General features: G+C 41.2%; 26 protein-coding genes and 1 pseudogene. 24 read left to right on the forward strand and 3 right to left on the reverse strand.

The window, feature by feature from the left end:
• Nucleotides 1-11 precede the first annotated feature (11 nt).
• Nucleotides 12-698: a YqcI/YcgG family protein gene (locus AWM68_RS00925; RefSeq protein ID WP_156488297.1), complete on the forward strand. Its 687-nt coding sequence runs from the start codon at nucleotides 12-14 to the stop codon at nucleotides 696-698.
• Nucleotides 699-728: 30 nt separating this feature from the next.
• On the opposite strand, the gene AWM68_RS00930 is transcribed toward AWM68_RS00925, so the two are convergent.
• Together AWM68_RS00930 and AWM68_RS00935 are read right to left on the reverse strand one after the other, a co-directional pair.
• On the reverse strand, nucleotides 729-1,283 hold the full coding sequence (locus AWM68_RS00930; RefSeq protein ID WP_066236205.1) for a GNAT family N-acetyltransferase: 555 nt from the start codon (nucleotides 1,281-1,283) through the stop codon (nucleotides 729-731).
• A gap of 74 nt (nucleotides 1,284-1,357) precedes the next feature.
• Nucleotides 1,358-1,732, reverse strand: coding sequence for a hypothetical protein (locus AWM68_RS00935; protein WP_066236207.1), 375 nt, complete (start codon nucleotides 1,730-1,732; stop codon nucleotides 1,358-1,360).
• A gap of 534 nt (nucleotides 1,733-2,266) precedes the next feature.
• Here AWM68_RS00935 and AWM68_RS00940 point away from each other — a divergent pair.
• Complete coding sequence (locus AWM68_RS00940; RefSeq protein WP_082820515.1) at nucleotides 2,267-3,133, forward strand: dimethylarginine dimethylaminohydrolase family protein; 867 nt, start codon at nucleotides 2,267-2,269, stop codon at nucleotides 3,131-3,133.
• Nucleotides 3,134-3,280: 147 nt separating this feature from the next.
• Nucleotides 3,281-4,420, forward strand: a complete 1,140-nt coding sequence (locus tag AWM68_RS00945; protein ID WP_066236208.1) for a zinc-dependent alcohol dehydrogenase — start codon at nucleotides 3,281-3,283, stop codon at nucleotides 4,418-4,420.
• A 39-nt stretch (nucleotides 4,421-4,459) separates the two neighbouring features.
• Here the strand turns inward: AWM68_RS00945 and AWM68_RS00950 are convergent, their stop codons facing one another.
• Entirely contained in the window at nucleotides 4,460-5,605 is a 1,146-nt protein-coding gene (locus AWM68_RS00950; protein ID WP_231868346.1) for a histidine kinase N-terminal domain-containing protein, read from the reverse strand.
• Between the two features lie 386 nt (nucleotides 5,606-5,991).
• On the opposite strand from AWM68_RS00950, the gene AWM68_RS00955 reads away from it, so the two are divergent.
• The 21 genes and pseudogenes from AWM68_RS00955 (at nucleotide 5,992) to AWM68_RS01055 (ending at nucleotide 25,245) form a co-directional block, all read left to right on the forward strand.
• Complete coding sequence (locus tag AWM68_RS00955) at nucleotides 5,992-6,741, forward strand: IclR family transcriptional regulator (RefSeq protein ID WP_066236211.1); 750 nt, start codon at nucleotides 5,992-5,994, stop codon at nucleotides 6,739-6,741.
• A gap of 35 nt (nucleotides 6,742-6,776) precedes the next feature.
• The gene (locus AWM68_RS00960) at nucleotides 6,777-7,793 is read left to right on the forward strand and encodes a TRAP transporter substrate-binding protein (RefSeq protein WP_066236212.1); all 1,017 of its coding nucleotides are present in this window, start codon (nucleotides 6,777-6,779) and stop codon (nucleotides 7,791-7,793) included.
• 23 nt (nucleotides 7,794-7,816) lie between these two features.
• A complete protein-coding gene (locus AWM68_RS00965; RefSeq protein WP_231868347.1) occupies nucleotides 7,817-8,365 on the forward strand; it encodes a TRAP transporter small permease in 549 nt (182 codons plus the stop codon).
• Entirely contained in the window at nucleotides 8,362-9,645 is a 1,284-nt protein-coding gene (locus AWM68_RS00970; protein WP_269446770.1) for a TRAP transporter large permease, read from the forward strand. The genes AWM68_RS00965 and AWM68_RS00970 overlap by 4 nt, the downstream gene beginning before the upstream one ends.
• A 324-nt stretch (nucleotides 9,646-9,969) precedes the next feature.
• Nucleotides 9,970-11,457 carry a 4-hydroxyphenylacetate 3-hydroxylase family protein gene (locus AWM68_RS00975; RefSeq protein WP_066236214.1) on the forward strand — a complete coding sequence of 496 codons (1,488 nt, stop codon included), beginning with the start codon at nucleotides 9,970-9,972 and terminating at the stop codon, nucleotides 11,455-11,457.
• A 15-nt stretch (nucleotides 11,458-11,472) separates the two neighbouring features.
• Nucleotides 11,473-12,012 (forward strand): 3-hydroxyanthranilate 3,4-dioxygenase, encoded by a 540-nt coding sequence (nbaC, locus tag AWM68_RS00980; protein WP_066236217.1) that lies wholly within the window; start codon nucleotides 11,473-11,475, stop codon nucleotides 12,010-12,012.
• The gene (locus tag AWM68_RS00985; protein WP_066236218.1) at nucleotides 12,000-13,046 is read left to right on the forward strand and encodes an amidohydrolase family protein; all 1,047 of its coding nucleotides are present in this window, start codon (nucleotides 12,000-12,002) and stop codon (nucleotides 13,044-13,046) included. Before nbaC ends, AWM68_RS00985 begins: the two co-directional genes overlap by 13 nt.
• A complete protein-coding gene (locus AWM68_RS00990; protein ID WP_066236220.1) occupies nucleotides 13,018-13,488 on the forward strand; it encodes a RidA family protein in 471 nt (156 codons plus the stop codon). Before AWM68_RS00985 ends, AWM68_RS00990 begins: the two co-directional genes overlap by 29 nt.
• A gap of 3 nt (nucleotides 13,489-13,491) precedes the next feature.
• Nucleotides 13,492-14,961, forward strand: a complete 1,470-nt coding sequence (locus AWM68_RS00995; protein ID WP_066236222.1) for an aldehyde dehydrogenase — start codon at nucleotides 13,492-13,494, stop codon at nucleotides 14,959-14,961.
• A 286-nt stretch (nucleotides 14,962-15,247) separates the two neighbouring features.
• The gene (locus AWM68_RS01000) at nucleotides 15,248-16,033 is read left to right on the forward strand and encodes a 2-keto-4-pentenoate hydratase (protein WP_066236224.1); all 786 of its coding nucleotides are present in this window, start codon (nucleotides 15,248-15,250) and stop codon (nucleotides 16,031-16,033) included.
• Between the two features lie 26 nt (nucleotides 16,034-16,059).
• Complete coding sequence (locus AWM68_RS01005; RefSeq protein ID WP_066237394.1) at nucleotides 16,060-16,968, forward strand: acetaldehyde dehydrogenase (acetylating); 909 nt, start codon at nucleotides 16,060-16,062, stop codon at nucleotides 16,966-16,968.
• The gene (dmpG, locus tag AWM68_RS01010; protein WP_066236227.1) at nucleotides 16,955-17,983 is read left to right on the forward strand and encodes a 4-hydroxy-2-oxovalerate aldolase; all 1,029 of its coding nucleotides are present in this window, start codon (nucleotides 16,955-16,957) and stop codon (nucleotides 17,981-17,983) included. The genes AWM68_RS01005 and dmpG overlap by 14 nt, the downstream gene beginning before the upstream one ends.
• A gap of 3 nt (nucleotides 17,984-17,986) precedes the next feature.
• The gene (locus AWM68_RS01015) at nucleotides 17,987-18,787 is read left to right on the forward strand and encodes a 2-keto-4-pentenoate hydratase (protein WP_066236229.1); all 801 of its coding nucleotides are present in this window, start codon (nucleotides 17,987-17,989) and stop codon (nucleotides 18,785-18,787) included.
• A gap of 12 nt (nucleotides 18,788-18,799) precedes the next feature.
• Nucleotides 18,800-18,982: a 4-oxalocrotonate tautomerase gene (locus AWM68_RS01020; RefSeq protein ID WP_066236231.1), complete on the forward strand. Its 183-nt coding sequence runs from the start codon at nucleotides 18,800-18,802 to the stop codon at nucleotides 18,980-18,982.
• A 346-nt stretch (nucleotides 18,983-19,328) separates the two neighbouring features.
• Entirely contained in the window at nucleotides 19,329-20,225 is an 897-nt protein-coding gene (locus AWM68_RS01025; protein ID WP_066236232.1) for a manganese catalase family protein, read from the forward strand.
• Nucleotides 20,226-20,311: 86 nt separating this feature from the next.
• Nucleotides 20,312-21,133, forward strand: a complete 822-nt coding sequence (locus AWM68_RS01030) for a sensor histidine kinase (protein ID WP_066236234.1) — start codon at nucleotides 20,312-20,314, stop codon at nucleotides 21,131-21,133.
• Nucleotides 21,130-21,762: a response regulator gene (locus AWM68_RS01035; RefSeq protein ID WP_066236235.1), complete on the forward strand. Its 633-nt coding sequence runs from the start codon at nucleotides 21,130-21,132 to the stop codon at nucleotides 21,760-21,762. The genes AWM68_RS01030 and AWM68_RS01035 overlap by 4 nt, the downstream gene beginning before the upstream one ends.
• Before the next feature lie 118 nt (nucleotides 21,763-21,880).
• Nucleotides 21,881-23,254 carry a PepSY-associated TM helix domain-containing protein gene (locus tag AWM68_RS01040; protein WP_066236236.1) on the forward strand — a complete coding sequence of 458 codons (1,374 nt, stop codon included), beginning with the start codon at nucleotides 21,881-21,883 and terminating at the stop codon, nucleotides 23,252-23,254.
• A 32-nt stretch (nucleotides 23,255-23,286) separates the two neighbouring features.
• Complete coding sequence (locus tag AWM68_RS01045) at nucleotides 23,287-23,928, forward strand: SCO family protein (RefSeq protein WP_156488268.1); 642 nt, start codon at nucleotides 23,287-23,289, stop codon at nucleotides 23,926-23,928.
• Nucleotides 23,929-24,130: 202 nt separating this feature from the next.
• Nucleotides 24,131-24,412: a DUF3817 domain-containing protein gene (locus AWM68_RS01050; protein WP_066236237.1), complete on the forward strand. Its 282-nt coding sequence runs from the start codon at nucleotides 24,131-24,133 to the stop codon at nucleotides 24,410-24,412.
• A 216-nt stretch (nucleotides 24,413-24,628) separates the two neighbouring features.
• Nucleotides 24,629-25,245, forward strand: a pseudogene (locus tag AWM68_RS01055) (flavodoxin family protein).
• Nucleotides 25,246-25,252 lie beyond the last annotated feature (7 nt).

Consider the following 25,252-nt stretch of genomic DNA (forward strand, 5'->3'; position numbering starts at 1 on the left):
AAAAAGAAGATATGACAAATCCAGAAGTAGTTCCAGATTGGGTCATTGAGGAGTATAAGACCTTTCACGAAACCGTAACCAACAAAACGTTTCCTTGTTATTTTGGAATGGCAGCCGAAAACAAGGGGGAGCTTCGTTATGCGTATGTGACGCATGATGATTGGTCCAATTTGCCTGAAGCCATCCGAGAATTTAACAAGCTTTTTGATGCACCTAAATTAATTCGTCATGGCTTATTTGTTTTTGTAGAGCCTGAGAAAGAAGAAAAAGACATCCCGTATTATCGGGATTACTTCTGGAAAATCCTGCAGTCTCTGCATGAGACCGATAATCAGCCTTGGCCAGAACACATTCCAAAAGATCCAGATCATCACTTATTTGCCTTCTCTTTTGATAATGAGCCGTATTTTGTATTTGGGAATGCACCTGCTTACAAGCAGCGAAAAACCAGAGATCTTGGGAACAGCTTAGTTCTTGGGTTTCAGCCTCGCCGTATTTTTGAAGGGCTTGAGGGGACGTCACCAGGTGGCGCGATGTCACGCGAAAAGGTTCGTGAGCGGGTGGAGAAGTGGGATAATCTTCCGAAGCATCCAAATATCAGTCATTACGGTGACCCTGAACACCGAGAGTGGAAGCAATATTTTATTGGAGACGACGTTGAACCGATAACCGGAAAATGTCCGTTTCATCATAAATAAGCAAAAAAGGGACTCTTCATTGAGTCCTTTTTATTTATGACTATTAACATTGTCGGCTTTCCATTCATTCTCTAACATGCTATAAATTAAAGAATCCCGCCATCCGTCTTTTAGCAGTATAGATTCGCGGATTCGGCCTTCAAAAGTCATGCCTAATTTTCTTAGTACTTTTTCTGAGTTTTGATTTCTAGGATCACACGTTGCAAAGATACGATGCAAGTTTAAGTTTGTGAATCCGAGTTTCAGTAAAAGGTGGGCGGCTTCTGTAGCGTAGCCTTTTCCCCAATAATCTGGATGAATAATATAGCCAATTTCACCTTCGCGGTTAATTATGCTTTTGATCATCAACTCTCCAGCCCCAATCAGTTTTCCTGAATTGGTTTCGATGATTGCCTGTGCAAAGCGAACACGTGGTACTTTCTTTGATTCTTCTATTACTTCAGATACATATGAAATGGAATCATTTTCGCTGTTAGGTCCCCATGGCTGGTATTGAGAAACAATCTCTTGTGAAGCATACTGATGAATTGCTTTCCAATCTTCGCATACCAATTCTCGTAATGAAATATTATCTGTTTTTAACATATGATCCTCCATTTTGCGCCTAGAATATATTTTGCTTGTAATTGTTCACAAACAAATTAATTAAATAGTTCCATCTATTTTTTTTCAATCGCCAAACGCAAGTTCGAGATAACTCCAATAAGCAATACTAACGAACAAACCATTTTTTCAAAAGGTGTTCCAAACAATTGTTGTATAAATCCAAAAGACCAAAGTACAACAAAAAACCAACATATAACGGTTATTCCTCTTTTGTATTTATATCGTTTAATTCTACCAACAATCAACGTAAAAACTACTCCAATAATAGAAATAACGATATTTATAACAGATATTGGTAGCTGTTCAGCGAATGATTCAGACCTTCCACCATTAACCCATGTGAATGGAATACTTTTGCCTATAATAAGAAAGTGGATTAAGATAGTAAAAGAGTAAAAAATAATTCCTATATATACAGCAGTTTTCATATTAATTTTCCTGAGTTTTTCTAAAATAAAATCACCTCATTTTTCTTCCTGTTTCAATTTTATTAATCCAGTAATATACTATTCCTATATCTCTTACCATCTGACAGGTAACTGAAAGTAAGATTTCGATTGGAGATTTCAAAAAAGTGTACAGGATCTAGAACGGTTAATAGAAGAAGTTATTTTACTGGTAAAGACACATTATCCAGATCTTTCTTTTTTGAATACGTATAAAGAAAAAAGGATTTTTGTGTGCCCCGAAAACATAATCTAAACACATCGTAACCGTATAAATTTCGAAAAAAAACTACACAATAATAGTAGCCATCCGGGTGGATTCGTCTTCTCGGGTGGTTTTTTCATATGTTTTTTTCGCCGTCTTATTTTTTCACCAATGTAACAAAATGAAGATAACTTTTAGCCATTTTTGGAAAAAATAGAAATAAACTATGGAAAGATGCAAAAAACGTTTACGGGACTATTGATTTAGGGAAGAGCCTTATAAATACCTTAGAGCGTAATGGAGGATTATAGATGGCTACCGTAATTAAAGGAGAATACAAACACGTGAATTGTGATAGTGAATATGGAGCATTGAAAAAAGTAATTGTATGTGAACCAAGATACATGAAAATTGATGAAATTATCAACGAAACACAACGTCATTTTGCAAAAGATAATATCAATATGAAGCGTGCGATGAAACAGCATCAGCACTTTGTAGAGACGATGAAAACGAATGGTGTTGATGTATATAAACTGCCTGCTATTGAGAAGTTTCCTGAACAAGTTTTTACTCGTGATATTGGTTTTACCATTGGTGAGACGGTGTTTGTTTCTCGAATGGGAAGCAACATTCGTGATGGTGAAGAAAAGGTGTTGAGGAACTGGCTGTTAGAACACCAAATCAGTCTCTCTTTAATAGAAGGTGACCGAATTGAAGGAGGCGATGTTATTGTTCATGGAGATACCGTGTATATCGGTGTTAGTGGAAGAACATCAGAAGAAACGATACAAGAACTTCAGTCTCAACTGCCTCATATGAATGTGATTTCTATTCCATTTGATCCTATTTTTCTCCACTTAGATTGCGTGTTTAACATCTTATCTGAAAAAGATGCCTTAATTTATAGACATGCATTTGAAGAAAAAGATTATCAGCGGCTTGCTGAAAAGTTTGACGTAATTGAAGTAGACAAAGATGAACAATTCACGATGGGAACAAATGTCTTATCGATTGGTCATAAAAAGGTTTTGAGTCTTCCAGTGAACAAGAATGTAAACGAAAAACTTCGTAAAAGAGGATATGAAGTACTTGAGGTGGACATATCCGAAATCATTAAATCAGGCGGTTCATTCAGATGCTGCACGATGCCCCTTTATCGGGAAGAAATGCATTAAAAACGTAAAGACCAAAATATTAGTGTGTACCAGCTCCTAGCGATAGGGGCTTTTTTATGGACCAAAAGCCTTAAACTGGTTGTTTTAGACATATTTTTAACGCATAAGGGTAATGTGTTACTATTCTTTCTCACCAGGGAGGCCATTATGAGAGCAGTTACTTTTCAAGGCACTAAAGATATCCAGGTTAAAAATGTCGCAGATCCTATGATTCAAAAAAAAGATGACATTATTGTCCGTATTACTTCCACGGCTATCTGTGGTTCAGATCTTCATATCTATCAAGGAGCTCTGCCCGCTGCAAAGGACTATGTTATCGGACATGAGCCCATGGGAATCGTAGAAGATGTCGGACAAGATGTTACCCGAGTGAAAAAAGGGGACAGAGTTGTGCTTCCGTTTAACATTTCTTGCGGCCATTGTTTTTATTGTAAACATGAGATGGAGAGTCAATGTGACCATTCAAATGAGAATCATGCAATTGATACGGGAGGATACTTTGGTTTTACAGAAAGGTATGGAAACTATCCTGGCGGACAAGCTGAGCTGCTCAGGGTTCCATATGGAAACTTCATGCCGTTCGTTATTCCAGATCATTGTGAACTTGAGGACGAAGCTCTGTTATTTATGTCAGATGTATTGCCTACAGCTTATTGGAGTATTGAAAATTCAGGTATGAAAGAAGGGGATACGGTAGCTGTTTTGGGGTGCGGACCTGTAGGGTTAATGGCCCAAAAGTTTGCGTGGATGAAAGGTGCAAAAAGGGTTATCGCGATTGATAACATTCCTTATCGACTAAATCATGCTGCGATGAAAAATAAATCAGAGGTCTATAACTTTGATGATTTCGATAATATGGGTGCTCATTTGAAAGAAATTACAGGTGGCGGTGTGGATGTCGTAATCGATTGCGTTGGTATGGATGGAAAGAAATCTGTTGTGGAAAAGGTAGAACAAAAATTGAAGCTCCAAGGAGGGACATTGAGTGCATTTGAGATCGGTCTAAATGCCGTTCGTAAATTTGGAACAATACAGCTAACGGGTGTATATGGTTCTATGTACAACATGTTTCCCCTTGGTAGCATCTTTGAGAGAAACGTAACCTTAAAGATGGGGCAGGCACCTGTGATTCATTACATGCCTATGCTTTTTGACAAGATCATGAACAATGAATTTGATCCAACAGAAATCATCACGCACAGAGTACCATTAGAAAAAGCAGGTGAGGCCTATAAGACCTTTAACGATCATGAAGATGAATGTATAAAAGTTGTACTGAAACCTTAGCCATATAAAAGGAACTTGGGACTTTTCCCCAAGTTCCTTTTATATTTCTAATTGAGAGATTTCTTCTTTTGCAATGGCTCCGCGTATCGGAAGCACGATAGTGAACGTTGTAATGTTTTCATCTGAAGAACAGCTGATTGCACCGCTATGCTTTTCAATAATCTTTTTGCACACAAAAAGGCCAATACCTGTACCTAACTCTTTTGTTGTGAAAAAAGGTTCGAAGATAGTACTGATCGTTTCTGGTGGAATAGCAGGTCCGTTATTTGAGATCGTAATCTGGACATTTGAGTCGTTCTCCATCTTACTAAAGATCATGATCCGCCGATTTTGCTTTTTCTGACGAAGCGCATCAATAGAATTCATGATGAGATTGAGCAAAACTTGTTTCAACTCGTCCTTGTGAGCCCTAAGAGAAATCGTCGGATCAATGCGCGGTATCACTGTAACATCCGCATCCACTAAGCTTGGATACATAAAGTCTAGAATATCCGTAAATAGATCCTCTAATGAGAAATCCTCTGCTTCGCGTTCTTGAACCCCTTTTTTGGAGGCATGAAGAAATTGAGAGATTCGAAAGTTTAGCTGTGTTAATTCATGGCTGATAATATCTATGTATTTCATGTTTGGATTTTCTTGCTGCATGAGTTTTACGAATCCCATAACGGCTGTAAGGGGATTTCTAAATTCATGCACAAAGCTTGATGACATCTGTCCTAATATGGTCAAACGCTCTTTATGACTTTGGTCGATGAACATCGTTTTTTCTTGAATCTCTGCATCTTTTAGCTGAGTATATTTTTTTACGGCATGGTACAAAAATTCATCAAAAAGTGAATTGATGGTTTCAATGACAGGCTGGAGCTGCTCTATGGATATACCAGAACCCGTAACAAACCGTACGATTTCACTGCGTCCAAGGTTTACATTGTACACGAATTCCCCTATGTTGATCTTTGCTTCCAACCGCTGAACGGCTACTTCATGTGCGAGGTGCATAATTTTTTGATGAGATAGTTGTCCGCGTAAGGATAGCTTTACTAACTCAACCATATGCAATGCATTTTCAATCACTTTTTCTTTATGTATATCATGATTTGAAATGACAACTCTCTGATGCCAATCTTGTAAGTAGGCAGGCAGGTTTTCATCCATATAAGTGATTAGACTCTCAGTAATGTCCAACTCTCGCACCTCTTTCAACAATAAAATCATGGAAAGAATGATAGATCATTTGATATATAAAAGTATTTATACTACATATAGTAATGTAAATATAGAGTAATTGCCACATACAGTTTACAATTTTTTCATGAAATTATGAAAATAGGAGGTAAATCGACACAAGACCACGAAAACTAACATAAACCTCTAGTCCTTACTTCTTCTTTACGAAGGAAAGCATTCCTCTAAAAATTTTCTAATTATTCAAAATATTTTTGGCGTAATTTCATATTATGAAATTTTGATATTGTACATACAAGCCTTTTTCAATACGATGAACGCATATTGAAAGGGGGGATTGGTTAGCTGACTTCAACTAAATCGTATCCGTTTGAGGGGGAGAATTGGTGATCTCATCTGTTCAAAAAATTTCAAGGATATTAAATTGCTTCACCAAAGATGAACCAGCACTAGGAAACTTACAAATTGCTGAAAAACTAAACATGAATGCGAGCACGGTACATCACCTAGTCCGTACACTGTGCTCAGAAGGCATACTGATTCAAGACAGTCAGAAAAAATATAGATTAGGATGGAAGTTGCTAGAATGGAGCAACCACGTCATGTATCAGCAAGACATTAACACCGAAGCACTGCCATTGTGCGAAGGTCTTGTCCGAAAGTTTAACACAACCGTACATATTGGGATGCTGGATCGTGGTGAAGTACGCTTTGTTCTAAGAGTAGCTTCCTCAAACTCAGTCTCTGTTCCTACTTTTATAGGTGACACAAAACCAGCGTATTGCACTAGCACAGGTAAAGTATTACTAGCCTTTAACCCCTCTATGATAAAGCCAACCATATCAAAGGGCCTGCTTCGGCGTGCTCCCAATACGATTACGTGTGTGGAAAAATTGAAAAATGAGCTTGATGTTATAAGAACGAATGGATATGCGATCAGCAACAACGAAAATGAGATGGGACTGTATGGAATTGCCGCACCCATTAAGTCTTATACCGGACAAATAATTGCCGCCCTTAATATGGTAGGACCCGTATCATACATGTTAGGGAAAGACACACCTTCTATGATTCAACATGTTGTAAGGACAGCAGAGTCGATCTCAAAAGAACTCGGTTATATTAGCGTTTTATGACAGCGCTTACATAATAGGATAGGGAGTTGATAGGGATGAAAAAGCTAAGAATTGTATTCACTTTATTGTTGGCAATGATTCTACTAGCATCCTGCAGCAGCGGGGCAAAGGATTCTGCAAGTTCAGGGGACGGATCTGCTGATGGAAAGACATACAAGTTCAAACTAACTCACATAACACCGCCTTCCCACATGTGGCATAAAGCAGCGGAAAAATTTAAAGAAGAACTATCTAAACGTTCAGATGGAAGGATTGAACTGGAAATCTATCCATCCTCCCAGCTCGGAAGTGAAGCGGATATGATGCAGCAGATTGAAGCAGGATCTGTTGACTTTGGGTTCATAACTGCAGCATATACTAGCTCCCGTTCGCCTTCATTTGCGGCATGGTTTGCTCCATATGCATTTGAAGACTTAGAAGCAGCACATAAGGCGAGACAGTCTGAACCAGCAAAAAAGATATTAGCAACACTTGATGAGCAAGGAATTACAGGATTGGATTATCTTTTTGCAGGTCAGCGTGTGATGCTGTTTAAAGATAAGCACGTTAAGAAACCTGAAGATATGAAAGGCCTCAAACTTCGCGTAACACCAAGTCCGCCAATGCAGGACTTTTATAAATCTACGGGTGCCTCAACAGAAGGACTACCTCTTCCGGAGGTTTACTCTGCTGTACAGACAGGTGTAATCGACGGGATGGACATGGACTTGGATGCTGCGATCACTAACAAGTACTTTGAGGTTGCAAAATATGGAGCCGTTACAAATCATATGGTATGGCCGGCAGTTGCGATGGTTAACAAAAAGACATTTGAAGGCATGTCTGAAGAAGATCAGAAGATTGTCCGTGAATCGCTAGCAGCTGCAGCAGATTATGCTGTTGAAACACGTTCAGGGCAAGAAGAAGAGTTTAGAAAAGAACTAGCTGACAATGGTATGGAGATCTATGATATGGATCCAAAACTATTTAAGCCTTATATAGAAGAATTTGATAAAAAGTATGGACCGACTGACCCTCTTATTCAAGAATTCATAGATTCAGTAAGAAAGTAGATTGAGAGATTGGTGTGGTTTGAATGAAAATTAACTTCGACAGAAATATGAATCAAAGTGTGAAGCCGCCGCTTAAGGGCAACGGCATGATTCAAAGTTTAAGCAACGGAATTTCACAGTTAGAGAAACTTCTTGCTGCGATCCTCATGCTCGCATTAACGATTATTGTCGCACTATCAGTCGCCTTTCGATACTTTTTGAATGCACCTTTATCCTGGTCGGGAGAAGTAGCTGTATTTCTGTTGATATGGATCAGCTTTATTGGCGGGAGCCTGGGACTTAAAAATAAGTCTCAGGCTGCTGTCACACTTATGCTCGATTACTGTCCGCCAAGAGTGAAAATGTGGATAGCCGTATTTAGTCAGGTTTTTATTATCGCCTTTCTTGTTTTAATTTTAACGTATACGTACACGTGGATCTTATCAGATGGGGTGGCGTTTCAAAAATCCACTGCCATTCTGCTGCCAATGTGGATTCCTTATAGTGCCGTTCCGGTTGGCTTAACTTTTGCATGCATACATGTATTTGCACATTTGGTGCACATTTTGAAAACAAAGGGGGCAGGGCTTTGACAACTGCTCTTATTATTGGGATTTTTATTTTATTCTTATTGATGGGAATTCCGATTTCACTTGTTTTAGGAATGATTACAATTGTTTACTTTTTCCTGAATGGTAACACAGCACTATTAGATTCAACTCCGATGAGACTATATTCGGGTCTTGATAATTTCGGTTTACTTGCTATTCCGTTGTTCATGCTTGCTGGAGAACTGATGAACGGCGGAGGGATCACGACTCGTCTTGTAAAGTTTGCAAAAGTGTTCGTAGGTCATGTGCGCGGCGGATTAGCATACGTAACGGTAGTTGCCAACATGTTCTTAGCTTCAATCTTAGGGTCAGCAAACGCACAAGCAGCTATGATGAGTAAAATCATGGTTCCTGAAATGGAGAGAGAGGGGTATTCAAAAGAGTTCTCATCTTCTTTAACGCTTGCTTCTTCTATCATTGCACCCATTATCCCGCCAAGTATGATCTTTATTATCTATGGTACCCTTTCCGGTACATCTATCGGCGGATTATTCATGGCAGGCATTGTTCCAGGACTGATCTACGGAGTTGCCTTTATAAGTGTTATTGCTTACATGGGTTACAAATACAATTTTCCTAAAAGCAAAAGAGCGACAGGAAAAGAAATGTGGAACAGCACGGTAAAGGTATTGCCAGCACTTTTAGTTCCATTCGTTATTATCTTTGGAATACTCAGCGGGGCATTTACAGCTACAGAATCAGCAGCAGTAGCATGTATCATTGCATTTTTGATAGGTATGTTCTTTTACAGGGAATTAACCTGGACATCTGTTCCTCAAATTTTAATAAATACGGTTGTGAGCACTGCGACAGTTACGTTCTTGATCGCTATGGCCAATATCTTCGGATGGCTGATTGCCTTTGAACAAATTCCGCAACTTTTTGCCGATAGTATGTTGTCGATTTCTGAGAATCCATTTGTTTTTCTTCTATTGGTTAATGTCATGCTGTTGCTTGTGGGGATGCTGCTGGACGGTATTGCAGCTTTAATCATCTTAGTTCCCGTTTTTATGCCGCTTGTTACAGCGTTTGAGATCGATCCGATTCATTTTGGGGTAATCATTTGTATCAACTTAACGATTGGATTATTAACACCGCCAGTTGGAACAGGTTTGTTTATCGTATCATCGATTGCCGAAGTACGTTTTGAAAGATTAGTAAAAACATCAGCGCCGTTTTTAGTCGTTGCGATCACCATCCTGTTCTTAATCACATACTTAGAAGACGCCGTTCTTTGGATTCCTAGAATGATTGGTCTTTAAAGGAAATAGAGCCTTATTTAGGGGCTCTATTTTTAATAGCAAAGTAATGAATCCACGAAAATGAGGCAAGAATCCACGAGTTTTGTTACTCAATCCACAAATTTTACACTTTAATCCACGAGTTTCGAGGATTTATCCGCGAGTCTGCATATCTGAAAAAATACTATAAGGCGAGAGCGCTCTTTCTCATTATTACCTCTCATCAATAATAAATAAAATTTTCTGATAATTTCATAATGTGAAATTACAGTATAGATACTTGTAAGCGCTTTCTTATATAGTTGGAACAAATTGAAACATCTATTCATAAAGGAGGCATATGGTATGGGAATTAGAACTGGTGCTCAATATATACAAGCCTTAAAATCTCGTTCACCAGAAATCTGGTTAGAAGGCAGGAGAGTAACTGATGTTGTAAGCGAACCTGTTTTTAATCAGCCGATTCAAGAGATCGCGAAACTGTACGACATGCAGCACGATCCACAATATCAAGATTCCATTACACATATTTGCAAAGAGACGGGTGAAAGGGTTAACAACTCGTTTTTACACCCGACAAGCTATGAAGAAATGATGGCGCGCAGCCAGCTGTTTGAGATCTATGCAAAATCTACTTTTGGACTGATGGGACGAACTCCTGATTTTCTGAACGTTGTTGTAACAGGCATGGCCCACAATGGCTGGTTCCTCGATCAATACAATCCCGATTGGTCTGTAAATATTAGAAATTACTACAACTTTATTAGGGATAACGATCTGTTTTTAACACATGCGATCATTAACCCGCAGAACGATCGAAGCAAGAATTCACATGGACAAAAGGACATGTTTACACATCTTGGAGCAGTAGAAGAGACACCAGAAGGTTTGATTGTTCGCGGAGCAAAGATGCTAGCAACTCTAGCACCAATTACGGATGAAGTTATCATCTATTCGTTTCCAGGCTTTGCGCCTGGTGATGAGCGTTATGCACTTGCATTTGCGGTGCCAGTGGACACGCCAGGACTTAAGCTCATATGCCGTGAACCCATGCAGGACGGCAAGCGTTCACAGTTTGATCATCCACTCGCTTCAAGATTTGAAGAAATGGATGCATTGCTCGTATTCAACGATGTTCTTGTACCGTGGGATCGCGTGTTTCTTTACAACAATGTGGAAGCAGCTAACCTTTTATATCCGAAGACAGGCATTGCACAACAGCCTGCTCATCAGTCAGGTGTAAGAGGTTATGTGAAACTTGCTTTTGCAACAGAAGTCGCTTGTAAACTAGCAGACTCTATTGGAGTAGACGGCTACCTGAACGTGCAAAACGATCTAGGTGAGCTGGTACAAAATGTAGAAGTCATTCGTTCGTTGCTGAGAGTAGCAGAATATGAGTATGAAACGACAGCATCGGGTGAAGTGATGCCGAACGCGGCAGCGCTTGAGACCATACGTGGCATGCTTCCCAAAATGTATCCTAGAGCGATTGAGGTTATCCAAATTATCGGTGCCGGCGGATTGCTCATGTCACCGACAGGAAATGACTTTAATGCTCCAGAAATCCGAAGTGAGATAGATAAGTACTATTTAGGACGTGATGGGGTTGACTCACTTGAACGCGTGAAGCTGTTTAAGCTTGCATGGGATCTTTGCGGAGAAGCTTTCGGACAGCGTCTTGTTCAGTATGAGCGCTATTATACAGGAGATCCAATCCGCAAGAGAGCCATCTTTTATAACGGTTATAAAAGAAAAGCGAAGTTCTTAATGGTTGATGAAGCACTGTCAGTAACAAATGAATTCGTGAAGGACCAGCCTAAGCTGGCTAAATAAAGGGAGGTAATTATAATGAGTACAACGACTTTGAAATCTTTTAACCTATTAAAATGGATCGAGGAAAACAAAGATCTTCTCAAGCCCCCAGTCAACAACAAAGTGATCTGGCAAGATTCCGAATTTATCGCCATGATCTTAGGCGGTCCGAACAAAAGACGTGATTTTCACGTAGATCCTTCAGATGAGTTCTTTTATCAAATCAAAGGAAGCTGTTATGTGGAGATCATTAATAAGCACGGTAAGCGTGAAGTGGTTGAAGTAAAAGAAGGAGACGTTTTCATGCTTCCGGCAATGGTTCCGCACTCGCCGCATCGTGTAGCGAATTCGTATGGTCTCGTGATCGAGCGTAAACGTGCACAAGGAGAGCTTGAAGACTTCGTTTGGTTCTGTGACCGATGTGATTCTGAGATGCATCGCGTGACCGTGCAATTGAGTGATATTGAGAAACAAGTAAAAGAAGCAATCCACAGCTTTAATTCAAATGAACGAGTTCGTCTATGTAAAGACTGCGGTTATCAAATGCCAGAAAACGTGGAGGAATGGAAGTGCTAAGAATCGACTTTCACACACATATCATTCCAGAGTCGTTTCCTGACTTTGCCGAAAAATATGGTGGAGAAAGGTGGCCGGTATTAAACCGGACTTGTGCTTGCGGCGCATCCATTATGGTAGGCGGAAAAAATTTTAGAGATGTTACCGATCAGGTGTGGGATCCAAAAAAACGGATTCAGGACATGGACCGGGAAGGGGTAGACATTCAAGTGCTATCCCCGATTCCTGTAACATTCTCGTACTGGGCTCCACCTGAACAAGCGGAAATGATGGCAAGAATTCAGAACGATTTTATAGCCCAAACCGTGAATGAATATCCCGACCGCTTTGCTGGTCTAGGAACGGTTCCGATGCAGGATTCAGAAACGGCGATCCGTGAGATGGACCGCTGTAAGAACGAGCTTGGTCTTCATGGTATTGAAATCGGAACAAATATAAACGGACAGAATCTTGATCATCCTGACTTTATTCCGTTTTTTGAGATGGCGGAAAAGTGGGAAGTGCCCCTCTTTATTCATCCTTGGGAAACGCTTGGGAAAGAACGTATGCCAAGCCATAACTTTATGTATACGATCGGGATGCCGAGTGAAACGGCATTAGCCGCAGCTTCACTTATCTGGAGCGGTATGATGGAGAAATTCCCTAAGCTCAAGATCTGTTTTGCACATGGCGGTGGTTCGTTTCCTTACTTGATTCCGCGCCTTGATCAAGGATGGCAGGTGTGGCCGCATCTTCGACTGACAACACACCCGCCAAGTCATTATGCTAAGCAGTTTTATTTTGATTCGTTAAATTACGATCCGATGAACATCCGCTATATGATGGAGCGATTTGGTTCAGATAAGATCTTCATGGGTTCAGATTATCCGTTTTTATTGCGTGAAGTAAATCCCGGAAAAGTCCTGGATGAAACGATTGAGCTGACGGATGAACAGCGTAAAGCGATGTTTGGCGGAAACGCTGCTGACTTCTTAGGACTTGGAAAAAGAAAGCGTGGTGCAGCCGTTGCAAGTCATTCAAACACCGGAGGATAAACTTGAAGCATTAGGAATCGTGCTGCCAGAAGTGCGAAGAGCTGTTGGAAACTATGTTGGCTGTGTAAGAGTGGGGAATCTTATATTTACTGCGGGACAAGGTGTCGATCAATATCATGGAAAGCTAGGAAAAGACTTATCAGTAGAGGACGGATATGCAGCATCACGTCAATCCATGCTGAATTTGCTGGCAGTCGTTCAGAACGAGGTTGGAAGTTTAAATAAAGTAAAACGCATTGTAAAACTTCTTGGATTCGTGAATTGCACGGAGGATTTTATCGATCAGCCAAAAGTCATCAACGGTGCGTCAGATCTTTTGGTTGATGTTTTTGGAGAGAAAGGAAAGCATGCCAGATCAGCAGTCGGAATGGCACAGCTGCCAGGGGGAACGGCGATCGAAATTGAAATGATTGTTGAAGTCGAAGAAGAGAAGGGGGACTAACAAATGAAAGCAGAAACCCTCACGCAACAAGTAAAAGTGAATAACGCAAAATTGTTCATTGACGGAGACTATGTAGATGCACTTTCGGGTGAAACCTTTAAATCCATCAACCCCGCGACAAATGAGAGATTAGCGCTTGTTGCAAACGGCAGTGAACAAGATGCCAAACGAGCGATTCAATCTGCCAAAAATGCCTATGATAGCGGCGTCTGGAGCAAGATGCCAATAGAAGAACGATCCGATATTTTATGTAGAATGTCAGATCTTATTATGGAAAATGTTGATGAACTTGCGATGGTTGAAACGCTTGACGTAGGAAAGCCGATCAAAGAGAGCCGTGGGTTTGATATTCCGCGTGCGGCCTCCAATTTCCGCTTTTTTGCTGAGATGTCCAAGTACATGGTGAGTGAACATTACGACAAACACAATATCATGTCGTACGCCAAATACAGTCCGGCAGGGGTTACAAGTCTGATCATCCCTTGGAATCTGCCGTTCATGCAGATGACATGGAAAGCTTCAGCAGCGCTAGCGGCTGGGAATACGGTTGTCGTTAAGCCCGCATCTTACACACCGCTCTCTGCTGTTATGTTTGGGGATATTGCCAATCAAGCAGGTCTTCCGCCTGGTGTACTGAACATCATTACTGGACCAGGAAGCACGATGGGTGCTGCGATGACGACTGACCCGAACGTCCGCCGCATCTCATTTGTTGGTGAATCTAACACGGGGAAAACGATTATGAGAAATGCTGCTGAAAACTTGATTCCGGTTTCTCTAGAATTAGGAGGAAAGTCGGCAAACATCGTTTTTGAAGATGCGGATCTTGATGAAGCGGTAAAAGGGTCGATTGATGCGATCTATCGAAATCAAGGGGAGATCTGTCTTGCCGGTTCCCGTCTGCTTCTACAAGAAAGCATCTACGATCAGTTTATGGACAAGTTTGTGGACGCAGTAAAAAAGATTAAAGTAGGCGACCCTACTCAGAAAGATACAGACATGGGTGCACTCGTGTCAAAAAGTCACTTAGAGACCGTAGAAACGTATGTGGATATCGGGATTAAAGAAGGAGCTAAGCTTGCTTGCGGAGGTAAAAGGGTTGAGGGTCTCGGAAACGGAAACTTCTTTGAACCAACTGTTTTATACGATGTGAACAACAAATGGCGTGTGGCGCAAGAGGAGATTTTTGGGCCTGTACTTGTGGTCATACCGTTTAAAACAGAAGAAGAGGCAATTGCTATTGCAAATGATTCACAGTATGGGTTGGCGGGTGTTGTTTGGACAAACGATTTACGCCGTGCTCAACGTGTTTCGGCTGCTGTTGATTCTGGCCTTTTGTGGGTGAACTGCTGGTACATACGTGACTTGCGTACGCCGTTTGGTGGTTCGAAGGCAAGCGGAATCGGGCGTGAAGGCGGGAGACACAGCTTTGAGTTTTATTCAGAGGCGAAGACGATAACGATGAAGTTATAGATTTGTGTAAAACGTGATTGGATTCCAATCGCGTTTTGCTATATGAAAAAGACAGTTACTTTAAAGGCAATTTGTTCAATTACCTACTTTGATAAGTTGATTGGAGCGCAAGGTGCGAGACTCCTGCGGGACAGGCGGGCAGGTGAGACACTTAAGAGTGAAACGTACAAATGTGGCTCACCGCCTGCCCCGCGGAAAGCGAGCAACCTGGAGCGGAAATCAACTACTTTCAAGAGCATCAAGAAATGCGAAAAACAGCGTTTAAAACAGAAAGGAGGAAGTAAAGATGCAGAAACAAGTGATTTCTAAATTAACTGAAGAACTTTTAGTAGCAGAAGAAAAACTGACTCCAGTAGAGCCACTATCCACTCGTTATCCTGAGCTTTCGGTAAGAGATTCATATGAAATTCAGCTTGAGTGGGTTGAGAGAAAGCTTGATGAAGGTCGTGTGGTGATTGGGAAAAAGGTAGGGCTTACGAGTAAGGCGATGCAAAATATGCTTGGTGTGGATGAGCCTGATTACGGTCATCTGCTTGATCATATGAAGGTTGATTCTGGCAGTGTGCTCAGCAAAAAAGATTTTATTAAACCGAAAGCAGAAGCGGAGATCGGCTTTATTTTAAAAGAAGACTTACGGGGTCCGAATGTGACATACGTGGATGTGCTGATGGCAACAGAAGCGATCGTTCCTGCGCTTGAAATCATAGATAGCAGAATAGTAGATTGGAAAATTCAGCTTGTGGATACGGTGGCTGACAACGGGTCGTCGGCTAGAGCCGTTGTAGGGAAACCATTTTTCGAGATGGATCAGATTGATCTGCGTACACTGAGCATGACGCTTTTAAAGAATGGTGAAGTGACCGCGACAGGTGCCGGAGCTGCAGCTCTTGGTCATCCAGCACATGCCGTCGCATGGCTTGCTAATAAACTAGCAGACTACAACATTTCATTAAAAGCGGGAGAATTGATTCTGCCAGGTGCACTGTCTGCTGCGATCGACGTAGATTCAGGAGATGAAGTGACTGCCTCTTTTGGAAAACTAGGTTCAGTAACTATCTCATTTCGGGATTAAAAACTGTGCAGAAAGGACCTAATACATTGAAAAAGATTAAAGCAGCAATAATTGGTTCGGGAAATATCGGTACGGATCTGATGTACAAGCTTCAAAAAAGTGAATATTTAGAACTAACGGCAATGATCGGAATTGATTCTGAATCTGACGGTTTAAGACGAGCAAATTCTGCAGGCTACCGAGTATTTACGAACGGAATCGATGACTTTATTGAACGCCCAGAGTTAGCAGACATCATTTTTGATGCAACGTCAGCTAATGCTCACATACGGCATGCTGAAATTTTAAAGGATATGGGAAAAACAGTGATCGATCTGACACCTGCTGCAGTCGGACCTTTCGTGTGTCCGCCTGTTAATTCAGGTGAACATATAGAATCTCAAAACATCAATATGATTACGTGTGGCGGACAAGCTACGATTCCGATGATTCAAGCAATAAATGAAGCTGCTGACGTTTCATATGGTGAAATTGTAGCAACGATCTCATCTCTAAGTGCAGGTCCAGGTACGCGTGCAAACATTGATGAATTTACGATCACAACACGGCGTGGAATCGAAGAAGTTGGAGGAGCGGATAACGGAAAAGCTATAATTATCTTAAACCCGGCTGATCCTCCGATTCTAATGAGAGCGACGGTCTATTGTGAAGTGAAACAGGTTGATGAAGAGAAAATTAGAGCGGCTATTTTAGATATGGAGAAAAAGGTGCAGAGCTATGTACCTGGATACCGGTTAAAACAGGAGCCGCTATTTGATGGAAATCGTATTACGGTTTTTGTAGAAGTAGAGGGTGCCGGAGATTATTTTCCGAAATACGCAGGGAATCTTGATATCATGACAGCAGCCGCAAAGCAAGCTGGAGAAATGGTAGCCAAGCATCTCTTAGGACAGGAAAAAATAGAGAAGGCGGTGACGGCACATGAAAAGAAATAGCTCGTTGCCGCTAAAGTTTACAGAAGTCTGTCTTCGTGATGGCAGTCATGTGATGGCTCATCAGTTTACCGAAAAGCAAGTGTACGATGCAGCAAAAGCGCTTGATGAAGCGGGTATGCATTACATTGAGGTCAGCCACGGAGATGGTTTGGGAGGCTCAACACTTCAGTATGGAAAGTCGCTTGTGGATGAGATGAAACTGATTGAAACAGCAGCTGGTGTGTGTAAACAGGCGAAAGTTGCCGTTCTTTTGCTGCCTGGTATCGGAACGGTTCATGAGATTAAGCAAGCGAGAAGGTTAGGAGCGAGTCTTGTCCGTGTGGCGACACATGTGACAGAAGCTGATGTATCCGCTCAACATATTCATATGGCACGAGAACTTGGTATGGAAGTGATGGGTTTCTTGATGATGGCCCATTCTGCGCCTGTTGAAAAGCTCGTGGAACAAGCGAAGTTGATGGAGTCTTATGGTGCACAAGGTGTGTATGTGACGGATTCAGCCGGAGCATTATTACCGCACGAAGTAAAAGAAAGAATTGCGGCTTTGCGGGAATCACTTGATATTGAAGTCGGATTTCACGCACATAACAATTTATCAGTAGCCGTTGCCAATACACTTGTTGCGATTGAAGAAGGAGCGACACGTATCGATGGAAGTGTTCGCTGTTTAGGCGCAGGAGCAGGGAATACGCAAACAGAAGTATTGCTTGCTGTTCTTGACCGAATGGGAATGGAAACGGGCATCGACCTTTATAAAATGATGGATTTGGCAGAAGACGTAATCGGACCGATGCTGCCAGGATCGCAGGAAATTCGTAAAGGCAGTTTAGCGATGGGATATGCAGGTGTTTATTCAAGCTTTCTGCTGCACGCTGAACGCGCGGGTAAAAGGTTTGGCTTGGATCCAAGGGATATTTTAATAGAATTAGGAAAACGAAAAGCAGTCGGCGGGCAGGAAGATCTTATATTAGAAGTCGCCGCTGAACTTCAACAGAAAGCAAAACAGGAGGTGTAGAGCATGACGGTAACAAACCAGTCAAAAGTGGAAGTGGTTGATTATCTTTTACGCGCTGAAAGTGATGTGAAAGAAGTTGTTAAGATCACCGATCAATATCCTGATCTATCGATTGAAGAAGCGTATGACCTTCAAAAACAGCTGATTGAAAGACGAATGGAGAAGACGAACACAAAGCGTTTAGGAATAAAACTTGGGTTAACAAGTAAAGCGAAGCAAGAGATGATGGGCGTTCATGAAGCAATCTACGGATATTTGCTGAGTGACATGCTTGCATTAGAATGGGAGCCGCTTCAGCAGCACCGTCTCATCCATCCGAAAGCAGAACCTGAGATTGCTTTTATTATGGGTGAGGATTTAAGTGGTGAACACGTAAAAGCGTCTGATGTTATGAGAGCTGCAAAGTTTGTTGCAGCTGCGATTGAAGTGATCGATAGCCGTTATAAAGATTTCCGCTTTACCCTTCCAGATGTAGTGGCAGACAACTGTTCATCGGCGAAACTGATTTTAGGAAGCAAGATGGTAAAACCAGATGACTTGGATTTGGCGAGCATTGGGATGGTGATGAGTAAAAACGGAGAGATGGCCACGACTGGTGCGGGATCTGCGGTTCTTGGACATCCAGCTGAAGCGGTTGCCTGGGCGGTTCAAAAGCTTGCACAGCGCGGTGAAGGGTTGAAAAAGGGAGACATCGTCTTAAGCGGTGCGTTGTCAGAAGCCGTTGCTTTTGATATGGATGACACGATCGTTGCTCAGTTTGAGGGATTAGGCTCTGTTACCTTATCGTCTCGATATGTGAAATAGGTGGAGAGCTAGATGCCTATTATTCATGTACATGTGATTGAAGGGCGGAGTGATGAACAGTTGAGCGAGTTGATGGAAACGTTAACTGTCGCTGCTGCCGAAAGTCTGGATGTGAAAATAGAACAAGTCCGCGTGCTGATACAAGAAGTTCCTAACAAGCATTGGGGCGTGGGAGGTAAACCGAAGCGAAGTTGAGCATTTTGTTGAGAAGCCGCTAAATATTCCTAAAAAGTCCCTTCTGATTAGCTTCAGAAGGGATTTTAAATGATACCAATTGGGGTATTTAGAACTCATTATGGTTTTGAATCCAAAAAAAGCAGTCTTTATCCAGAAATTTAGGCATTTTATCCACGAGTTTTACCCCTCAATCAAAAAGTTTCGGCTATTTATCCACGAGTCTACAGTACTCGACAAATTCTGAGCCGGTATTTTCTATCCATCACCATATAGTAATAGCTCAATAGCTTTTGAGAAAGTCGGAATAGTACAATCAACAGGCCACATACCCTTAAACGACATGCAATCGTGAGGAGGTAGCTTGATGATTAAACGCTTTAACAGACTAGCTATTGAACTGCCGACCCCGACCAACCCTGATGCCAATGCAGCAGCAGCTGTTCAAGAATTGTTAGGTGGACGATTTGGTGAGATGTCTACACTCAATAACTATATGTATCAGTCGTTTAATTTTAGAAAAAGAGGCAAGCTGAAGCCGTTTTTCGATCTCGTTTCGAGTATCACAGCAGAAGAGTTTGGTCATGTTGAACTCGTTTCGCATACAATCAACATGATGATTTATGGAACAACACACCCTGGAGATGTAAATTCAGCACCGATGGAAGCGGCGAAAGACAAAAGAAACACACAGCATTTTATTGCGACTGCACAAACATCATTTCCGTTTGATTCCATGGGAAAAGCGTGGAATGGGGATTATGTGTTCAGCAGCGGCAATTTATTACTAGATCTTTTGCACAACTTCTTCTTAGAGTGCGGTGCTCGTACACATAAGATGAGAGTTTATGAGATGACGAGTAACCCTGTAGCTCGTGAGATGATCGGATATCTTCTCGTTCGGGGAGGCGTTCACGTTTTGGCTTATGCAAAGGCGATCGAGATGGTAACGGGTGTTGATATTAAAAAGATGCTTCCTGTACCTGACCTAGAGAACTCTGCCTTCGAAACGACGCGCAAGTTTGAGGCACAAGGTGTACACAGAAAGCTGTATACGTTCAGTGATACAGACTATAGGGATATTGCTTTAATCTGGGCAGGCCAGCATCCTTTAGGCGGCCCACTTGAAACGGTGATCGGTGCTCCAGAAGGTGCTCCAATGCCTGAATTACGTTCCATCTCTGAGGAGTTTGCACCTGGCATCTCACATGAGGATTTTATGCAGATTGCGGAAAGACTGAAAAAGAATGCGGGGATTAGCTGACTGACCGACGTACATGACGTCGGTTTTTTTATGGTATTATTTAAAATATTTATATGATAAGAAAGACTAGAAAGGAAGTCCGCCGGATGACATACAGACAAATAAAGTGGCTGATACTTCTTATTCCAACAATATCAGTGGGGTTATGGGAATATGTGAGGCATACCGTGCTGTTGCCTTATATATCCATGAACACGGGGAATTGGTTATCGGCCATAATCGTATTTCTTGTTACTCTCTATTTTTTGAACATTTTGTTCGGAAGACTAGAGCGTATGCAGCAAGAGCTTCAAAGAGAGCGGTCTGAGAAAGCGGTATTAGAAGAAAGAGAGAAAATTGCAAAAGAATTGCATGACGGAATTGCACAATCCTTGTTTTTTCTTTCCGTTCAAGTAAATAAGATGGGAAGTAAGTTTACTAAGGACGATAAATCTTATAACAAACTTAAAAAAACGCTACAGCACATTCACGATGATACCCGAAGTGCCATCCAAAATCTTCGCAACTTACCGGCACAAGCTGATATTTCGTGGACACGTTCATTAAATAAATTTCTTAATGAGATGGAGAGTCAATATAATCTTAAGATTTATCGCGAATGGAGTTTAAAAGATGATGATTTATCATCTAAGGAAAAAATAGAATTATTTGCTTGTGTCCGAGAAGCAATCATTAATGTAATCAAACACGCAGGTACGAACGAAGTGTGGTTAAACACTACGAGCACCCCAAAAGGTTGGATCTGCACCATCATGGATAAAGGAGCAGGTTTTGACAGGAGTCAAACAACGGATGGATTTGGGCTAAAAATCATACAAGACAGAGCTTGTTCAATGGAATGGAAGTTAACGATTGATAGCATCCCCGGGAAAACGACGGTGACGATTGAAAAGGAGGAGAAAGAATGACAAAGCCAATTCGATTACTGCTTGTTGATGACCATCATCTTGCACGTGAAGGAGTTAAAGAGATTCTTGAGGATCAGACAGAGTTTGAAATTGTGGGAGAAGCCTCGAACGGCGTACAGGCAGTTGAAAAGACAAAGGCTCTACTTCCTGATCTTGTCTTAATGGACATCTCCATGCCAAAAATGAACGGTTTTGAAGCGACGAAAGAAATCAAGAAGCAGTTTCCGACCGTAAAAATAGTGATTATGACCGTTTCCTATGACATCACAGACTGGTTTGAGGCGCTAAAGCGCGGAGCTCAAGGGTATCTTCTGAAAAATTTAAATACAGAAGATATGTTAAACGGGCTAAAAGCTTATGCTATGGATGAAATACCAATGTCCAAGGAGATGGCTTTTCGCATTTGGAAAGAATTCAAAAAGGATGGACAAGCTGAACAATCTCTTTCTGTTAGAGAACAGGAGGTGTTGCAGCTAGTGGCAAAAGGGCATTCCAATAAAGAAATATCCAAAGAACTCAACATTTCCGAGAACACCGTGAAAACACATATGAAGAATATTTTAGGAAAGCTGCAACTCGAAAACCGCGTTCAACTAGCAAGTTACGCCTACGATAACGGTATCGTTTGAGATTGTTCTTCAAACATTTGATACATTTTTCATGGTTAATCACCCTTTAGAGTGATTACCATTTCAAGTTTGTTGATTATACTTTTCCATATCGAGTAAGAATAAGGAGAATTTAATCATGCAAGCAACTGCTCAACAGCTACCAGAAAACAACAGAAATCCATCAAAAAAATCAAATAGTCTTTACCAAACATTTTGGAGATGGCATTTTTATGGCGGAATCGTTTTTGCACCATTTTTAATCTTACTTGCCATTAGCGGCGCATTGTATTTGTATCAAGCGGAAATTGAGTCGATGATCTATAAAGATAAACTAATTGTTCAAGCTGCGGATCAAGAACTTCCACTATCACAGCAGGTGAATGCCGTTAAAGAGAAGTATCCAAAAGCTGAAATTGGTTCCATTCGACTTCCGAAAGAAGAAAACAGAGCTACTTTAGTAAAAGTGATAGAAGATGATGTGGTTACACAGGTTTACGTAAACCCATACACTGCTTCAATTACCGGTACGATTTTAGATGAAGAACATTTTAAGAACGTTGTTGCAAAGCTTCACAGCGAATGGATTGTTGGAGGAACGTTTATCAACAGATTGGTAGAACTCGCTGCATGCTGGACAATAATTATTTTAATAACGGGTCTTTACATTTGGTGGCCAAGAAATAAAAAGACGTTCATGGGAACAATTTTTCCGAGATTAAAGAAGAATGGACGTATGTTCTGGCGAGATCTTCATGCGGTTACAGCGTTTTGGCTTTCACTGATGATTCTAATCCTAATCATAACAGGTCTCCCATGGTCAGGTGTAATGGGTGAGCAAATCAACAAGCTCGCGACATCTGCAAATGCTGGATATCCAACGTATGCATTCATGGCGCCAAAAGCTGAAAAGACAACAGATGAGATCGCAGAAGATATTCCTTGGGCAACAGAGAACAACCCTGCTCCAACGTCAGAAAAAGATACAGGATCACTTTCGGTGGATCAAGTCATGTATCTTGCTCAAGAGAGTAATATTCAGAAGCCATATACAATCTCATTGCCAGAAGGGGAAGATGGAGTATTTACCGTTGCCTCTTCAAGAGATAAGCCTGAAAATGAAGCGACTGTTTATTTTAACCAGTATAATGGAAAAATCGTAGAAGATATCAGGTTTAGCGATTACGGTTGGATGGCAAAATCAATTTCAATAGGAATTGCTCTCCATGAGGGCCATTATTTTGGACTAGCTAACCAGCTTTTAGGTACAGTTGCTGCCCTTGGATTAGTGGCAATCGTCATCTTTTCACTAATCATGTGGAAGAAACGTAAGCCTTCTGGAAAATTAGGAGTACCTAGAAAATCAGATAAAAAACTTAAGCCTTGGATCATCATAGTCATGATCATTACAGGCATCATCATGCCACTTGCAGGTATATCTTTTATCTTCGTATTCTTACTGGATCGATTTGTAATACCTAGGGTAAAACCACTTCAAGCATGGCTATCATAGAAAAAGAACAGAATGGTTAGAGGTGACCGATTATGAAAAAAATAATGTTGATGTTTGGACTCGTTTTGACAACGGTAATACTTTTGTCAGCATGCGGCTCAGGTGGATCACACGACGAGCATGAAAACCATAAGAATCATGAACAAAATAGCGAAAGCAAAGAAACGTCCCAGGCCTTAGACTGGGACGTTCAGTCGTTTACTTTTAAAGATCAAGACGGCCAGTCATTTGGTTTGTCGGACCTGGAGGGAAAAGTGTGGATGACCAATTTCATCTTCACGAACTGCGAAACGGTCTGTCCGCCGATGACAGCACATATGGCTAAGCTTCAGCAAATGGCTAAAGAAGAGAAGGTCGAAGTAGAGTTTGTTTCGTTCTCCATTGATCCCAAAAGAGATGACGCAGCAGCATTAACGAAGTTTGGTGAGAATTACGATGCGGATTTTTCAAATTGGCACTTTCTTGGAGGATATGACCAAAAGCAAATTGAACAATTAGCGAGAGATTCATTCAAAACACCTGTAGTGGCTGATCCTAATTCCGATCAGTTCATCCATGCGACCGCATTTTTCCTAGTAAACAAAGATGGAAAAGTGGTTTCGCGATACGATGGTGTAGAGAATACACCATATAAAGAGATCATTAAGGAAATGAAAAAAAAGGCTGGAAACTAAAAAGGCCTGTTTGATTTAGTAGAAATTGAGCAAACTCTCTAGGTGAATGGCCGAAAACGAAAGAAAAGATAAATAGTTGGGGGTCTGACCCCAACTATTTTCTTTTCATTTGTTCACACAATAGTAAGGGTTATGAAGTCTAGATTCACCCCACTTATGATAAAACTATAGGTAGAATCGTGATTATGGAGGTAATTCATATATGAACCCGTTAAAAACGTTAAGAACAGTTGGATATCTGGAGGGCGCGTCTTTTCTAATCCTTCTGTTTATTGCAATGCCCCTAAAATACTTCTTGGACCAACCGCTAGCTGTATCGATCGTTGGTGCTCTGCACGGTCTGTTGTTCGTGCTCTATATCCTAGCCATTCTGTACGTTTACAATGTCAAGAAATGGCCGATCATGCGTGCGTTTTTAGCATTAGTATCATCCGTATTGCCGTTTGGACCGTTCATCTTTGACCGCAAGTTCCTGAGAGATTAATATATGATTGATTGGAAGGCGCCTTGTTAAGGTGCCTTCTTTCTTTTGGTTTGATTGACTTGGCTTTTGTCGAAAGGCGTTTATTTTTTGTTTTTAACTCAAAGAGTCCACCATTCGATCTTCCCTGCAACTTGTTAAGAATTCATGTAGATTGTTTTAATTTATTAATATTCGGCTATTTATACTTTAATATGGTTCTTATTAGGAGGTATTTTGATGATCAAAGCACTTCTGCTGAACGCTTCCCTTAAAAGCAGTGAAGAAGTCTCGAATACAGAGAGCTTATTGAACGAAGCTGTCTCTATCTTTAACGACAACGATATTCAGACTGAAATGGTTAGGCTAGCCGATTACAGGATCGCCTATGGTGTAACCGCTGATGAAGGCGGTGGAGACCAATGGCCGGAGATACTTGAAAAAGTGAAAGCTGCAGATATATTCCACTGTGGCTTGGTGAAAAGAGCAGTCTTGCAACACAGGCCATCGAAAGGCTTTATGGAGCAAGTGGCATGACGAACGAGCAAGGCCAATATATATTCTATAACAAGGTGGCAGGTGTGGTAGTGACGGGAAACGAAGATGGAGCAAAACATGCGAGTGCTTCTATTCTTTATGGCTTGTCGCACATCGGTTTTACGATTCCGCCGAATGTAGATACATATTGGGTTGGTGAAGCAGGTCCAGGACCTTCTTATATAGAAGCGAAAGGAAGCCAAAATGAATTTACGATGCAGCACAACCGAATAATGACGTACAATCTGATTCACTTTGCAAAGCTATTAAAAGAACATCCTATTCCGGCAGAAGGCAATGTGGTAAAAAGCAGCAGCTAAAAAAGGG

Source organism: Fictibacillus phosphorivorans (genome assembly GCF_001619875.1).
GTDB lineage: Bacteria > Bacillota > Bacilli > Bacillales > Fictibacillaceae > Fictibacillus > Fictibacillus phosphorivorans_B.